General features: G+C 50.5%; 11 protein-coding genes and 1 pseudogene. 6 read left to right on the top strand and 6 right to left on the bottom strand.

The window, feature by feature from the left end; translation table 11 throughout:
* Nucleotides 1–11: 11 nt before the first annotated feature.
* From L855_RS06795 to L855_RS06785, 3 genes and pseudogenes are all read right to left on the bottom strand, one after another.
* Nucleotides 12–167, bottom strand: a pseudogene (locus L855_RS06795) (type II toxin-antitoxin system prevent-host-death family antitoxin); the annotation flags it as partial.
* A 275-nt stretch (nucleotides 168–442) separates the two neighbouring features.
* Complete coding sequence (locus L855_RS06790; RefSeq protein ID WP_159785867.1) at nucleotides 443–1,021, bottom strand: Uma2 family endonuclease; 579 nt, start codon at nucleotides 1,019–1,021, stop codon at nucleotides 443–445.
* A 28-nt stretch (nucleotides 1,022–1,049) separates the two neighbouring features.
* Entirely contained in the window at nucleotides 1,050–1,256 is a 207-nt protein-coding gene (locus tag L855_RS06785) for a DUF433 domain-containing protein (protein WP_159785864.1), read from the bottom strand.
* A gap of 367 nt (nucleotides 1,257–1,623) precedes the next feature.
* On the opposite strand from L855_RS06785, the gene L855_RS06780 reads away from it, so the two are divergent.
* Nucleotides 1,624–1,779, top strand: coding sequence for a hypothetical protein (locus L855_RS06780; RefSeq protein ID WP_159785861.1), 156 nt, complete (start codon nucleotides 1,624–1,626; stop codon nucleotides 1,777–1,779).
* 108 nt (nucleotides 1,780–1,887) lie between these two features.
* Here L855_RS06780 and L855_RS06775 read toward each other — a convergent pair whose 3' ends face one another.
* Nucleotides 1,888–4,521 (bottom strand): GUN4 domain-containing protein, encoded by a 2,634-nt coding sequence (locus L855_RS06775; protein WP_159785858.1) that lies wholly within the window; start codon nucleotides 4,519–4,521, stop codon nucleotides 1,888–1,890.
* Between the two features lie 162 nt (nucleotides 4,522–4,683).
* Here L855_RS06775 and L855_RS06770 point away from each other — a divergent pair, with 162 nt between their 5' ends.
* A complete protein-coding gene (locus tag L855_RS06770; protein WP_246198755.1) occupies nucleotides 4,684–5,328 on the top strand; it encodes a hypothetical protein in 645 nt (214 codons plus the stop codon).
* A gap of 20 nt (nucleotides 5,329–5,348) precedes the next feature.
* Here the strand turns inward: L855_RS06770 and pflA are convergent, their stop codons facing one another.
* A complete protein-coding gene (pflA, locus tag L855_RS06765) occupies nucleotides 5,349–6,098 on the bottom strand; it encodes a pyruvate formate-lyase-activating protein (protein WP_159785855.1) in 750 nt (249 codons plus the stop codon).
* Between the two features lie 181 nt (nucleotides 6,099–6,279).
* On the bottom strand, nucleotides 6,280–8,547 hold the full coding sequence (gene pflB / locus L855_RS06760) for a formate C-acetyltransferase (protein WP_159785852.1): 2,268 nt from the start codon (nucleotides 8,545–8,547) through the stop codon (nucleotides 6,280–6,282).
* A 525-nt stretch (nucleotides 8,548–9,072) separates the two neighbouring features.
* Here pflB and L855_RS06755 point away from each other — a divergent pair.
* The 4 genes from L855_RS06755 to L855_RS06740 are packed head-to-tail and all read left to right on the top strand — an operon-like array spanning nucleotide 9,073 to nucleotide 13,159.
* Nucleotides 9,073–10,737 carry a Cas10/Cmr2 second palm domain-containing protein gene (locus L855_RS06755; RefSeq protein WP_159785849.1) on the top strand — a complete coding sequence of 555 codons (1,665 nt, stop codon included), beginning with the start codon at nucleotides 9,073–9,075 and terminating at the stop codon, nucleotides 10,735–10,737.
* A 60-nt stretch (nucleotides 10,738–10,797) separates the two neighbouring features.
* Entirely contained in the window at nucleotides 10,798–11,826 is a 1,029-nt protein-coding gene (locus tag L855_RS06750) for a type III-B CRISPR module-associated Cmr3 family protein (RefSeq protein WP_159785846.1), read from the top strand.
* A 53-nt stretch (nucleotides 11,827–11,879) separates the two neighbouring features.
* A complete protein-coding gene (locus L855_RS06745; RefSeq protein WP_159785843.1) occupies nucleotides 11,880–12,701 on the top strand; it encodes an RAMP superfamily CRISPR-associated protein in 822 nt (273 codons plus the stop codon).
* 35 nt (nucleotides 12,702–12,736) lie between these two features.
* A complete protein-coding gene (locus tag L855_RS06740) occupies nucleotides 12,737–13,159 on the top strand; it encodes a hypothetical protein (RefSeq protein ID WP_246198754.1) in 423 nt (140 codons plus the stop codon).
* The last annotated feature ends 65 nt before the right edge of the window (nucleotides 13,160–13,224 follow it).

The following is a 13,224-nucleotide window of genomic DNA, read 5'->3' as shown; positions in this document are numbered from 1 at the left end:
AGTTCCTTGTTTTAACTGCCACCTTGTTCGAGTTCTGCGATCGACTCTAACAGACGGTGGGTGTTTTTCGGCCTACGCAACAGGTATGCTGTTTCTTCTAAGGCTTCGTAATCCTCTAGCGACATCATCACCACCAAAGCTGCGTTGTTTCTGGTGATAAAAATATGTGAGGTTTCAGCGGTAGGGTGTGTTGCGGCTCAAACCCATATTAAACCTCAGAGAACAATGTAGAAACTGCCGCAACGCACCAGGGCTATAATTGGGCGGTCATCTTGTCCCCGAATTTGGTGCGTTCCGGCTCGCTTAATCCTGTTGCCAAGAATCAAAAATTGAACGAAGCCGGAACACACCCTACCCCAATTTTTTTTCCATCATTATCCATCAATCTGGATTGTACCGGTGTCTTCATAGAAAATATGCGAGGTTCGAGATTTCTTGGTGTTTACTCGGATTCCTGAAGGTTGACCCGTCGATAAATCTCGGCCAGGGACATCCGAAACTCAATGGATCTTAACTGAATCTCATCTTCAAGATTTCGATACTCTGTCAACAACCATTGATTCTCAGATGTTTTAGAAAAGTGTTTTACGTGGTATTGGTACTGACAGATGAGGAGATAGTCGCGAAACTGCGGCAGCGATCGATAACCATCAAATTTGTCTCCTTGGTCGTAATTTCGCGTTGAGTTCGACAAAACCTCGACAATCAAAGTGGGATTTATAACCGCCGTTGTTCCCGTTTCGTGATACATCGGCTGACCTTCAATCACCATGACATCGGGATAGGTGTACTGTCGATAGGCGGGAATCCAGAGTTTGACATCTCCTAAATAGACCTCGTAGTCGATGTCACCAATACTGAGGGGAAATTGGCGGCAAAGGTTCAAGGCAATTTTGTTGTGGTTCGTTGTCCCCCCTGCCATGGGTATGATTTCTCCGTCTCGATATTCATGTTTATCTTGAGAGTTTTCTTCGAGTTCGAGGTAGTCTTGAGGGGTGTAATATGGGGCTTTCGTTTTCATGATGCAACTGGCTATAGTTGTCAACAGATTAACAATGTTTACGGTCAGCTGCGAACTCTAAACAGTGCCTAATATCGGTTTCCGTTAATTCGGGAAAATCGTCGATGATCTCAGCCGTAGACATGCCAACCGCTAGCCACCCTAGCACATCGTAGACCGTGATCCGCATCGGGCGAATACAGGGCTGACCACCACGCTTATCAGGCTCAATTGTAATGATGTTGTGAGCGTTCATAATGGGGACAGGTCGCTTGTGTATAACTCAGTTTACTCTACCTCAATAATCAAGGACTGACGGAAAATTGGCAGCAAAGGTTCAAGGCAATTGTGTTGTCGTGGCCGGTAGGGTGTGTTGCGGCTCAAATCCATGTCAACTTTAGAGAACAATGTAGAAACTGCCGGAACGCACCATCGCTGTAATTTTTCGGTCATATCGTCCCCGAATTTGGTGCGTTCCGGCTCGCTTAATCCGGTTGCTAAGAATCCAAAATTGAAGGAAGCCGGAACACACCCTACCGTAATTCTTGTGCTAAAACTGACAGAAAAGTTGCAGTAAAAGTTAAAGATATTTTTACTGGGGAAATCGACTGTTACCCAAAATTTTGAAACGGCGAGAAAAGAAGGTATCACCGGGACAAATGAGCCTTCCCTGGAATCGATGGGAAGCCAACAATTTCGAAATTCGTAAAGTCGCCAAACAGTTCGTGTTGGCGAACTGTTACGACCCCAAGATTGTGGAACAACTGTTTTGGGATTAAAAGTGTTGAGGGTGCCAGGTATGGAAACGCGAAAAGACTAAGTTTTTCGTTAGGGAAGCTAAAAATTCAAACTTTTCTAAAACGGCTGTGGCGCTTATATGTTACAGTTTACAAGTCGCTGCGCGAGAGAAGAGTAATACCAAACTGCCAGGTCGTAATCACCACCAAACCAAGCCGTAGGGAGCGGTTCCTACCTTTCGGGAGATGTCCGAGGGGATAACTCACAACATGACCACCCGCGTCCCCCGCGTCCCGTGTCTGCGTCCTCCACCCGACTCTCTCGCTCATCTTATCCCAGTCTTTTCCAACTTCCTCATAAATTCGCTTCTGAACGCTAAAACCGAAGCGCCCACCACTGTAGTATACCCAAAGTCGATCGATAACGCGCAGGTCTTCACAGGGAAACGTCTCCATCGACTCTTTGTCTAGCCAGCCGTCACCTTCTCGATTTCCAACTTTGAGCATCACCGCAAGCGTTTCCTCATCTGCCTCTTTCCAAGCTCCTGCCGCGAGATAGTTAGCAAGAGTTTCATAGTTCTTCGGGATTTTCTCCCGTACAATGCGAATTCCTTGGGACTGCGATCCCTTGTCGAAATCTTTCTCAGTCCAAGATCCTAAATCTTCATTATCCCTGGACGGATAGCGGTTGAGTTCTTCACCTGTCGGTAGTCGATAATAATAAAAATATCCATCTTCCTGTTGTTCTGACGGCAACTTCTGTTGATTTAAACGAGTTAATGCCTGCAAAACCATGTCATATTCAAGCGGTGTCGCCCGTTGCTGCGCTTCTGCTGGAGTCATCTCTAATCTAAATTTATTTTCGCTATCATCCCCTTGATGAGTTAAAAATTGATACTCTGCTTGACTGAGATAGGACAAATCGATGGCCAGTCCAGCATCATCTTCTAGCAAGCGATTTAAACGCCGCGACAGCTTAACTGTCGCTGCTATCGCTGCCACTTCTGGATTGTCAGAACACAAACCAGCTTCTAGAATTTCCTCAAGGTCTTGTCTCACCTCGCCAGTGACTTCTAGACCTTCTTCCAAGCAATCGTACGCTAGGCTTAACGTCTGGATACTTTGATGATGGATTGCATATTGAATCAAAGTCGAAGCGTTACTTTGGGCAGCACATAACCGAATCGTTTCCGCCCAAAAACCATCCTCAAAATGTTGTACTAGAAGCTGCTCTTGCTTAAGGTTCTTAACTTGAACCGCCGTCAAGTATTCTTGAAAGCTCAAATGGGCAAATTCATAACTACCGATGGTTTTCTCCACCAACAAACCCACATCGTCTTGAATGCCCTTCAGCCACTGGGCCGGCGTTAACGTCTGTGCGCTGGTTTTCGCCAACTGTTCCTGAATTAGCGGTTCTACAGCCTGCAACTCAAACGTCGTTTTACCCTGTTGCATCAACGCCAACGCCAGCACTTGTAAAATGTTCTGGTTTTGTCCCGCTGTGAGGGGTAACGTCAACTGTTTTGCATACAGTCGCCGCCCCAATAAGACATCACAAATTTCTCGATATAGTTCCACTCGTCGCTTCGGTAAGGCGTTCCCCAAAGCGTGAACCGTCGCAATCATCGTCACCAACAGGGGATTGCCGGCCAGCCGACGCATGGGAGGATTCAACAACAAAGCCTGAATCAGACGGTTCGCCTTCTCCTCCGCATCGGCCCTCACCGCAGGGGTATCTCGTGCCCGCTGGCGAATTTCCATCTGTCGATACCAGGACTGGACGAACTGCCGAATCTGTTCCAGGTTAAACGGTTGCACCTCCAGTACAATACCTACCTTGTCCAGACGTTCCCCCTCGAAGCCGTGGGGACGGGACGAGAGGACAAAGTTGGCCTGGGGATATTGCCGCATTTGTTCGTTAACCCAATCACTCACCCTCTGGCGTTCTGCAACATCTGCCACCTCGTCCAATCCGTCCAACATCACCAAACACTGCCCCTTTCGCAGCAACGTCTCGAAATACCCCTTAGGCGGTTCCAAGGTTTCGCAGGCGGGTAACTGTTGAACTCGCTCTCGCATCAATTGCGGCAGACTCGGCGGTTGCGAATGCACTAGGCTTTGGCGAACATCCTGCATCCGTATCAGCACCGGAACCCATTTCGGCGCCTTGTGTTTGCCCTGTTTTTTCTGGGCATAAGTCAGCGTGATGTGCTGGAGTAGTGTTGTTTTCCCGAAACCAGGGGGCGCAAGTATGGCAATGCGGCGATAGCTTCGGGTTTGCCGACTTTCTCTCAAAAAATCCCAAAGTTGCTGGGTTTCCCCGTTACCTAGCGGGGGTACAGGTTGGCGTGTCACCACACCCCCCGGTACCTTGCGCGGGGTTTGTGATGCAACCTGCAAGGGAACGAAGACTTCTTCTAAGTCCAACACCGGCAACCCGACGTTAAATCCCTCAGTTTTCAGTTCGCAGTGGGAGTCGATGAGGCTGTTGTAATACTTGCCGAGGAATCCCGATAGTTTCCATTTCAGCTTTCCGGGAAGCGTGTCGGTGGCGATGAGGAGCTTGTCTGCTGTGCGTATTACCCGTTCGTTCAGCCCTGCATTTATCCTTTCCATGAAGACTTTGGTGGAACTGGCCAAGACAAACCACCCAGCCGCAATGAGCGTTGATATAAGGGCAGCTCGTATATTTCCGGCTGCGGCGGAATGAACGGCTAAGCCTCCACACAACCCGGAGGGAAGCCACTGAGTGAGAAATTGAGCCGGTTTAGGAAGTTGAGCCATCGTCGGGAATTGTCCGGGTGTAGTGACCGTTCTAATTTAGCTGATCGTTTTCTCGCTTCTAGCTGGAAGTCCTCGATTAGAACTGAGTACAGCCAACGTTGCTATCAAGACTGCCATCAGTATACTAATTTTTATGACTCACGTTTTTTTGTGACTAACCTGATGACCGATTACTCCGAGATTATTGAAACAGCGGCCTTATCGTTGCGAGATGGTGGGGTCAAGCGACCTCCCTCGGAAGCCTTGCGGGATGCCCTGTTAAACGCCGAAAAGCAGACCAAGAAAAACGCCATCGCACCGGACTTTGAGGCGTTGATGGGGGAATGGCAACTGGGTTGGATTACGGGAACCCAACGCTCTCGTAAAAAGGCGGGGGGCCTGCTGGGGGCGGGTCGCTATCTGCCGCGATTTCTGGGAATCCGCATTCGGTATCAACCTCGGGATGAGGAGAGTTCCACTCCGCCGAGTTCTGGGGAGGGGGGACGAGTGGAGAATCAGGTAAAGGTGTTCGGGTTAACCTTGACAGTGACGGGCCCAGTCGCTTGGCAAAAGGGGGGGAGTACCCCAGACGCAAAACGGGCCAACCGCCTTCTAGCGTTCGATTTTACCCGCTTGCAGGCGAAAATCTATGGAATCCGCCTTTTTGATGGTTTCGTGCGAGGAGGGGCGCAACGAGAGGCAGTTTTTGATGAGACGGCGATCGCCCGACAAGCCTTTTTTAACTACTTCTATATTAGCCCGACGGCGATCGCAGCCCGAGGACGAGGCGGTGGACTGGCCCTCTGGTATCGAGTCAATGGCAACTAATACGTATTCCTCAATCATCCTCACGCCACAACCGGCAAATCATACCTGGAAAAAATATCCTTGGCCACCTGAACCTGCTCATCAGTCGGTTCCGGCGTCTCCTTTAACTGATAATCATAGCCAAGAGCCTCCCACTTATATTCCCCCATCTTATGAAATGGCAAAATCTCCAACCGCTCCACATTCCTAAACCCCGACAAAAACTGAGCCAGTCCTTCCATATTCTCCACCTGATTCGTTAACTCAGGAACCAAAACAAAACGAATCCAAGTCGGTTTATTAATCTCTTCCAAATAACGAGCAAATCTTAACGTCGGTTCAACGGAAACACAGGTCACCGCTCGATAGGTCTCCGGTTGATAGGACTTGATATCTAATAGGACTAAATCGGTGTTCTCTAAAACTGGCTTGGCCATCTCCAGCGGAACATATCCCGAGGTATCTAAGGCCGTATGGATACCCAAGGCTTGACATTGACGGAAGATTTCGCCGACAAACTCCGGCTGCATTAAGGGTTCTCCCCCCGTCACCGTCACGCCACCCTGAGAAAACTCCATATAAGACCGATATTTGACCACTTCCTTGAGAATCTCTGTCACCGTCACTTCGCGACCGCTGCCTAACTCCTGACAGTCGGGATTATGACAGTAAAGACAGCGTAAGGGACAGCCTTGGGTAAAGACCACAAAACGGATTCCTGGGCCATCGACGGTTCCACAACTCTCAAAGGAGTGGATGCGGCCTGAGATGGAGGATTGGGAGATCGGCATGGGGGGAAAGGGAACAAAAACAAGTTAGGGGCGTACCCTTGTGGTCGCCCTCTGCGGGGAATAAGGAATCGGGGGGGGAATTATGTCGGGGCTACCCCATCCTCGGACCCACCCCGCCCTGCGGGCACCCCTCCTAGGAGGGGAATTTTGGGGTGGGCCTGGGTTTGGTGTCTAGGGGGTGCTAGATGTGACTGTGGAAGGTGCGATTGACCACGTCTAACTGTTGTTCGCGAGTCAGCTTGATGAAGTTGACGGCGTAACCGGAGACGCGAATCGTCAGTTGTGGGTACTTCTCGGGATGGTCCATGGCTTCGAGAAGGGTGTCTCGGTTTAGCACGTTGACGTTGATGTGATGACCTTCATCGTTGAAGTAGCCATCTAAGAGTCCGACCAGGTTGCTGATACGATCGCCCTCCTGTTTCCCAAGGGCCTGCGGCACAATGGAGAAGGTGTAGGAAATCCCGTCCTGAGAATGCTCATAGGGGAGTTTCGCTACCGAGGCTAAGGCTGCGATCGCCCCGTTGGTATCCCGTCCGTGCATGGGGTTCGCACCGGGTGCAAAGGGTTCGCCGGCTTTACGACCATCGGGGGTGTTGCCGGTCTTCTTGCCATAGACCACGTTGGAGGTAATAGTGAGAATCGACTGGGTGGGAACGGAACCGCGATAGGTTTTGTGTTGGCGAATCTTGTTCATAAACTGCTTCACCACAGCGGCGGCCATCTCATCGGCCCGGTCGTCATTGTTGCCGAACTTGGGATAATCTCCCTCGATGTCATAGTCGACCACCAAACCGCGTTCATCGCGAATCACTTTCACCCGCGCATATTTAATGGCGCAGAGGGCATCCGCCACCACTGATAACCCCGCCATTCCACAGGCCATGGTGCGATAGACATCTTGGTCATGCAGCGCCAATTCCACCCGTTCATAGGCGTATTTGTCGTGCATGAAGTGGATAATGTTGAGGGTGTTGACGTACAGGCGCGACAACCACTCCAGACAGCGATCGAACTTGGCGGCTACGTCGTCATAGTCCAGGTAGTCTCCCTGAACCGGAACCCAATCGGGTCCAACCTGCTCGCCACTCATCTCGTCTTTCCCGCCGTTGATGGCGTAGAGAAGTGCCTTCGCCAAATTGGCCCGAGCGCCAAAGAACTGCATTTGCTTACCAATCTTCATGGCGCTGACACAGCAGGCAATGCCATAATCGTCGCCATAGTCGAGGCGCATTAGGTCATCGTTCTCATACTGGGTCGAACAGGTATCAATGGACACTTGGGCGCAGTAGCGTTTGAAGTTGTCCGGTAAGCGTTTAGACCAGAGAATGGTCAGGTTGGGTTCGGGTGCAGGACCGAGGGTGTAGAGGGTGTTGAGGAAGCGGAAGCTGTTTTTGGTCACCAGAGGACGACCATTCTCACCGACACCGCCAATACATTCGGTGACCCAGGTGGGATCTCCTGAGAAGAGTTGGTTGTAGGCGGGAGCGCGCAGAAAACGCACCATCCGCAGTTTCATGACAAAATGGTCGATGATTTCCTGGGCCTGTTCTTCGGTGAGGCGACCATTTTGCAGATCCCGCTCGAAATAGATATCGAGGAAGGTGGAAACCCGACCGAGGGACATGGCCGCGCCGTTTTGTTCTTTCACCGCCGCGAGATAGCCGAAATAAGTCCATTGGACGGCTTCCTGGGCCGTTGCAGCGGGTCGGCTGATGTCGCAGCCATAGGCGGCGGCCATGTCTTTGAGTTCTTGCAGCGATCGCATCTCCTCAGAGACTTCTTCCCGCCGCCGGATGGTGTCCTCGTCCATCGCATCGAGTTCTAGGGAACTTTGCTGTTCTTGTTTGTCCAACAGCAGGCGATCGATTCCATACAAGGCCACCCGGCGATAGTCGCCAATAATCCGACCTCGACCATAGGAATCGGGTAAACCGGTAATCAGTCCCGAATGGCGAGCGCGGCGGATTTCTGGGGTATAGGCATCAAAGACCCCGTCGTTGTGGCTTTTGCGGTATTTGGTGAAGATTTCTTCGGTCTTGGGGTCGAGTTCGTAGCCATAGGCTTCGAGGGATTTTTTCACGACCCGAATGCCACCATAGGGCATAATTGCCCGTTTCAGGGGTTTGTCGGCTTGCAAACCGACAATTTGTTCCAAACTTTGGTCAATATAGCCGGGTCCATAGGCGGTAATTCCCGAGGGAATCTTGGTTTCTGCATCTAAAATGCCCTTCTCCCGTTCCTGGGCCATGAGGTCTTGCACGGTGCGCCAGAGGGACTGAGTGCGTTCAGTGGCGCCACTGAGAAACTCGGCATCCCCTTCATAGAGGCTGTAGTTTTTCTGGATGAAATCCCGGACATTGACTTCTTTCGTCCAGGTTCCTGATTTAAACCCTTCCCAGGCTGGAGTTAGATCGCGACTCCCGGCGGCGTCTTGGGTTGAGTTGGTCAATTGAGCTTGTGTCTTCCCAGGCTGGAGTTAGATCGCGACTCCCGGCGGCGTCTTGGGTTGAGTTGGTCAATTGAGCTTGTGTCGGTTTAGCGATGACCATGCGTCTTTCCTTCCTCTTATAAGAGTTCTGTGCTAGACGAGAGAGTGACTCACTTGTCTCACCTGCCACTCTGTCCACCTCTAGATCTAACAGAAACTCTAGGGTATTTCTAGGGAAATAAAGGAACAGTTTAGATTTATTTTTATTTCTTATCAGAACGGTCGTTCAGTCAAGACATCATCGTTTAAATCCTGGTGATTGATGTAAATATTTGTGACGATTTAGGCGATATCCCGTAAAACATGGACAATTTTTCCGATAGATCTATGGACAGCATCATCATCAGACCCGCACTCTTGTCATTTGTCTATGCTTGTCATTTGTCTATGACGTCTGCAGCCACTGACCTGAAGCCGTTATGGGGAGTCACATGATTTTCCGGCGATGACAATAGTTTCCCCCAACCGCACCCTTCTATTTGCTTCATGTCTGGATATACGGCTACCACATTTGCTCCCGTTCAGGGATTCATCGAAAAATCCCGCAAACTGCGTGACCTCTACGGTGCGTCCTTAATCCTCTCCTACCTCAGCCGACAAATTACCAACGCAGCGGAAACACACAGCGAGTCGATTTCAGTGGTTTGTCCCGGCGACCCCAACAATACTAAGGGACTCCCGAACCGTATCTTAATCAAAGGTACATTACCCGAAGACATCATTCGTCAAGCGTTGTTCGATGGTTGGAGTCATCTGCTGAGGGAATGTCAAGGCTGGGTTGAGGAAAAACTGACCGATTATGGCTATCACTGGGATCGCGAATGGACACTTTGGCGACACCACAGTTGGGAAATTTTCTGTGGCTGGGGAGATAGCATCCCTGAAGCCATGTACGACCTGGAACGGCGGAAACTGGGGCGAGATTGGAGTGCAGTCAATTGGATTGGTGAAAGTTCGAGTTTATCGGGAACTGATGCGATCGCCTGGAACGAACTCGGTTCAAGTACCCGCAATCCGAAGTTTTTACGCTATGGAGAGGACAAAGAAAACATCGATCGCTTCTACCAGCAACTTTCAGCCGTTCTGGAAGGAAAACAACGTGACGAAACTCCAGATGGTAAATTCCTCGATACCTCAGAACGGGTCAGCATTCCAGAACTGGTGAAACGTCTAGTCACCCATCCTCAAATTGCTGCAAAAATCGGAGATGACCTCCCCAGACTGGAGAGGAACTTCTCCGATGTCATCCGGCTTCCCAACCCCGAAACCCAAACCCCCGGACGCTGGACGGGTTGGTTTATGGGGGATGGCGATAAAGTCGGCGACCATCTCAAGCAATTGGGAGATGGTGAAAATGCCGATCGCGCTTTGAAGGAATTTAGCGAGGCGATGCGTCAATGGGGGAAACAATTCGAGCAAGATTTTCCTAAATCGCTCGGTCGTGTCATTTATGCTGGTGGGGATGATTTCCTCGGGGTCGTGTACGATAGAACGACTGATTTGACCGGGGACGCTTTACATGAGGCGACCCAAACCTTAAAGGTCAATTCCTGGAATTGGCTGCAACAACTTCCGGCAAAATGGCAAGACCATGGTCAAGATATTGGTCTGAGTGTTGGCTTTGTTTGGGCGGGTCATAGCGTCCCACAACGGGATATTTTACAGCATTGTCGGGAAGCGGAGAGACGCTCCAAAAAACTCGGACGCGATCGCCTTACTCTGCGCGTGGTCTTCAACAGCGGACAGTTCGTGCAATGGACTTGTCCTTGGCACTATCTCTCGATTCTTGACTGCTATCGCGATCGCGGTGGCGGACAAAACTGGGGACATCTTTATAACGATATGGCGCAACTGAAAGCGCGACACGCGATCGCCACCAGTTCCCGTTCAGATGACTTCGATTCAGAGGAGTGGGAGGATGAATCGTCAGGTCATGGCGATGTGGCGATCGCGATCGCCCTGGCTAACATTTATTTTAAGCCAACCTGCGCTCCCTTCACCCACCTTGAACCCGGAACAGTCGGCCATTACCTCTTCCGAGAACTCTTTGAAACCAACCCACCCCATCACTGGACTCAAAATCGCGTGCAGCAAGCCTTCATCAACTGGTTTGACGAACTGGTGTCCATCGGTTGGCATTTCCGTCGTTAAATTCACCCGATTAAATTAACCTGCTTAAATTGACCTGATTTCCCCCTCTATCCCTCAATTATGTTTCGCTATCTCATCACCATTCAACCCCTGGGTTTCCTCTACGCCAGCGCCGGTGGCTTTCTCTCCCCAGAAAACCTCGTTGGACGCGCTCAAACCAAATTTCCTCCCGATGCCTACACCCTTTCTGGACTCATCTTTAGTGCCAATAAATCCCAAAAATTGACCAGTCAAGAGGAGTTGAGCGAAAATCTTTTTGTCGCCGGACCATTTTGGGCAAACCTAGATGAATTTAAAGCCTCCCAAGAGTTTTACGTGCCGCTCCCTTCGACAAAGATGATTGGCAAAGCCGAGGTCAACACCTGGGAACTGCACGACAACGGCTGGCAACAGTCGAACGCCGATTCTGAGATGATACCCGCATTTAAATGGCAAAAACTATCCGCCTGGAACCAAGATTCCCAGACCTTATTACAACAAAAGTCCGTCGCCAAAGAGCCTTGGAAATATCTCTCGATGCTTCATCCTCGCTTGAAAGCCAACGAACGATGTGTGCGCGAGAAAGACGGCTTATTTCTCGAAAATGCTGTCCAACTCGACGACAACGCCTGTCTTCTGTACCTCTCCACCGTTCCCTTGGAAGCGGGATGGTATCGCTTTGGCGGCGAAAACCATCTCGTCGAAATCGAATCTCACAAACTCAAGGATAGCCATCCCCTGGTCTCCCTGCTACAACAACCCATCCGCCGCAGTTTCGCTCTCCTCACCCCAGGAGTTTGGGGGTCGAATCGCATCTCTCACCGCTACTCCCAACATCCCGACTGTCCCAAACCGCGATGGTTACTCACCGCCAAAGCCGTTCCCTTTCGCTTCCGCGCCGGTGGACGTACCAAAGCCGATGGAAGCCGGGACACGGGACGCTTAGGACGAGGACGCTACGCTGTCAAAGCCGGCGCTGTGTACATCTTCGATGACCCTCTCAACCAGACCTGGTGGGAGAGTCCCGAAGCCTGGTATCCCAAGGAAGGATATAGCCTCAAGCACATCGGTTGTGGCCTCGGACTCCCTCTCGATGTCGCTGGTTTGTAGTTCCTTCAACGGTTATTGCAGTATCCCTTCAAACACGACTTCACATAACACTCATGTATCAAAAAGCTTACGGAATTATCGAAACCCTATCTCCCCTCCACGTTGGCGCCACCGCTGGGGAGGAAAGCGGTAATCTCAATTTGATTTTTCGTGACCCTTTCACTCAAACTGGGATTATCCCCGGAAGTTCCCTGCGCGGTCGCTTTCGCGCGGAAATGCGCTTTCAGGACAGCCAAGATGAACAGTACTGGTATGGACATGAAGCCGAACCGGGAGTCCCCGACAGTACCACCGAATCTCGGGTGAAGTTTGAGTATGCGTCCATCGTCTGGCTTCCGGTGTTTTGTCCCGGTCAACCGGTGGTTTGGGTCAGTTGTCCGCGTCTGTTGCAACGCTATAAACGCATTACGGGAATAAGTGCGGAATTACCAGACCTTTACACCGCCTCTGACAGCCTCAACGCGCTACAGATTGATGGTCAGTACAAGCTGTTTTTCAACTTTGGTTTTCTCAAACTGGCTGGGAAAGAGAATTTGCAGGCTTGGTTTCCTGATGGACAGGAGCGTTCGGCAGTCATCGTGGCGGACGATGAAATCGGGATGATTCACGATATGGCGCTTTATCGTCAGAGTCGGGTTAAACTCTGCGATGAGGAGAAAAAAGTGGAGGGGGGGCAATTTTTTAATACGGAAGCGTTACCTGAAAGCACAATCATGGTCTTTCCGGTGGCGTTACGGCGGGAGGAGGAGTTACGAGACTGGCCGCCGTTTGGGGACAACACTATCAATGAAGATGAGATGTATTTTGGGGGGTTGGAGTCGATTGGCTTCGGTCACTGTTGGGTCAGGCTTCATCGTCAATTGCCCCAAACTTAATGCTGTTACCGTTTGAATCGACAGGTCTTAAAATCATGGCTAAACCGAAAGATAAAAAGAACAAGAATAAAAAGTCTCAGGCGACGTCCACGACGAATCATTCCCCGGAGGTTGGCTGGGAAACCTATTCCCTTGACCGCTATGCTCACGATTTGGTATTTCAACGGAAAGAGTTGGATAATGAGGTTCTCAATCAAGTGCATAAAATGCGTAGTACTGTTGCGTTTGGACTGGAACGATTTTGGGGGGAACAGCATCGCTTGGATGGCGACAAAGCGGCGTATTGGCGAGCAATGTGGCACACCTTAGCGACCATTCTTCAAGATGCGGGAATTGCCCTACCTAATGATGCCACGAATCTCTGGGAGTTCGACCAGAACCATCGCAAAATTGCCCTAGCTATCCTAACCCAACTTTGCGATTGTGCCATTTGGTGGACGCAACGCTACAAATCCTAATTCTTCCATTTTTTCTCCTAAACAAGCCACATTTGCCTGTCTTCTTATTGCCTAGCAGATTACCA

The organism is Sodalinema gerasimenkoae IPPAS B-353 (genome assembly GCF_009846485.1).
Lineage (GTDB): Bacteria > Cyanobacteriota > Cyanobacteriia > Cyanobacteriales > Geitlerinemataceae > Sodalinema > Sodalinema gerasimenkoae.
The sequence above is the reverse complement of the archived record's forward strand: the minus strand, read 5'-3'. Positions and strand labels throughout refer to the sequence as shown.

Bases quoted from the DNA above. Each gene is read 5' to 3' on its own strand.
- L855_RS06790 (WP_159785867.1), bottom strand. From the start codon at position 1,021: ATGAAAACGAAAGCCCCATATTACACCCCTCAAGACTACCTCGAACTC.
- L855_RS06785 (WP_159785864.1), bottom strand. From the start codon at position 1,256: ATGAACGCTCACAACATCATTACAATTGAGCCTGATAAGCGTGGTGGT.
- L855_RS06775 (WP_159785858.1), bottom strand. From the start codon at position 4,521: ATGGCTCAACTTCCTAAACCGGCTCAATTTCTCACTCAGTGGCTTCCC.
- L855_RS06770 (WP_246198755.1), top strand. From the start codon at position 4,684: ATGACCGATTACTCCGAGATTATTGAAACAGCGGCCTTATCGTTGCGA.
- pflA (WP_159785855.1), bottom strand. From the start codon at position 6,098: ATGCCGATCTCCCAATCCTCCATCTCAGGCCGCATCCACTCCTTTGAG.
- L855_RS06755 (WP_159785849.1), top strand. From the start codon at position 9,073: ATGTCTGGATATACGGCTACCACATTTGCTCCCGTTCAGGGATTCATC.
- L855_RS06750 (WP_159785846.1), top strand. From the start codon at position 10,798: ATGTTTCGCTATCTCATCACCATTCAACCCCTGGGTTTCCTCTACGCC.
- L855_RS06745 (WP_159785843.1), top strand. From the start codon at position 11,880: ATGTATCAAAAAGCTTACGGAATTATCGAAACCCTATCTCCCCTCCAC.
- L855_RS06740 (WP_246198754.1), top strand. From the start codon at position 12,737: ATGGCTAAACCGAAAGATAAAAAGAACAAGAATAAAAAGTCTCAGGCG.